Raw genomic sequence first — 1,559 nt, 5'->3', positions numbered from 1 at the left:
ACCGCTGCATCTGCCCCGGCAAACTCGCTGGCGTCCCTGCGCCACCTCAAAAAGTACTGCCGAACTCCGTATGCAATGCCTAGAACTGCGGTAACAAGTGCGCCAACAAGACCGACTTTGCTGTTGATATCGGCGCTGCCATCCTCAACCACAACCTGCATCCGTTTCTCACGAGGCGCGGAAGAAGACGCCGGTAGTCATTTGGATGTCGGCGCCGCTTGGCGTTTGGATAAAATCGAACATTGTCAGCGGGATGATGTTCGCATCCGTGCCAGCGGTCGTGTCATTGTCGTAGCAAACTGCGATTTTCGAGATCGCGTTGCCAGTGGCGGCGGTCCAGGTCACCGTTGGGAGGCTCACCTCATAGTAATCACTCGTGTCGTTGGGCGCCGGGAGGGAAGCAAGGTCGGCATCCGTCAGGGTTTTGCGGCCCATCGTGGTCTGCTCGTTGGTCGTGCCGGCGAGCAACGCGGAAAGCGTATCCACATCGATCAGCGTGGCGTCGCTCTCCAGCCCGCTCGTCTCGATCGGGACCAGGATCAGGGCGGAGTTGGCCGGGTCGTTCGACTTGACCCGGTTATACAACTCGATCACACGGCCTTTGGCGATGTTAAAGACAATGTTTGCCACGGTTAGACTCCTTCAGAACTGGACCAGTGCGGTTTTGCGGGAGGTTGCTTGGGGGCCGCCGGTGCGACTGCCGCAGACTTGTACATCCCGCAAAAGGATTGAGCGGAGGTAAGGCTGAAATCGCCAAGCGTTCCGCCGACCGGCGGAATGGGGGCGAGGTAGCGGGCGCAGTGATTGCGAAAAGCGCAATGCAACGAGGGTTCGCACCGGGGTTCGACAACTGGAAGGTGAACCCGATCGGTGCGATGGCTCATTTTTGGGCCTCAATCACAACAGCGTCCTCGGCGGACCGGACTCCGCGGAGCCGCATAAGGCGCTCGGCAAGCTCGGGGAGGTACTCAGCCGGGTTCGGGGCGGCGGGCGGCGAAGCATTTCCCCCAAGCCCAAGCGCTTTGGCCGAGAGTTCGGCCGCCTTGAGGGCGAGGTTGTCCGACACCTGGTCGGCCGGCCGGGCCATCTTGGCCTGCAGAACGCGAAGCGACTCGGCAGCCAGTGCACGATAGCGCTCTTCGATCGTCAGCCGGATCTCGGGATCGACCAGCTCCTCGCGCCTTTGGGCAAGCAACGCCTGAAACGCATCGCTATTAATCACCGTCGAGACCCAGGCCGGGGTGTAGCCGAACAGTGCCGCGAGCTGGTTCTGCGAGATACCCGGATTCTGCACAATCACATCACACATTGCCTGGTGAGTGTAGCGCAGCTTGGGCGGCCGGGCGCCGGCGGGCCGGACCTGCAGCGCTTGCTCAACCTCGCGAACGTCAGTTTCTTGCGTCATGGGGCGGACTCCGGCGGTTGCTAGCGCGGATTGTAACGAGCTTTTGGGGTGGCGGGAAGCGGATGGGCGGAAGGCCGCAAATGCGCGCGCATAATTGGGGAATTTTGTGCGCGTACATTAAAAACTGGCGAAAAAATGTATGGCGGCCAACGAT

Annotated in this window: 2 protein-coding genes; both read right to left on the bottom strand. The window is 60.9% G+C overall.

Translation table 11 applies throughout. The annotated features are described in order from the left end of the window. Positions 1 to 168: 168 nt before the first annotated feature. Positions 169 to 630, bottom strand: a complete 462-nt coding sequence (locus U9R81_RS18925) for a hypothetical protein (RefSeq protein WP_322496967.1) — start codon at positions 628 to 630, stop codon at positions 169 to 171. A 250-nt stretch (positions 631 to 880) separates the two neighbouring features. Beyond that, on the bottom strand, positions 881 to 1,405 hold the full coding sequence (locus U9R81_RS18920; protein WP_322496966.1) for a hypothetical protein: 525 nt from the start codon (positions 1,403 to 1,405) through the stop codon (positions 881 to 883). Positions 1,406 to 1,559: the final 154 nt, after the last annotated feature.

It is taken from the genome of Chloroflexus sp., assembly GCF_034435895.1.
GTDB lineage: Bacteria > Chloroflexota > Chloroflexia > Chloroflexales > Chloroflexaceae > Chloroflexus.
Note: the sequence above shows the minus strand (reverse complement) of the source record. Positions and strands in the feature narration are given on the sequence as shown.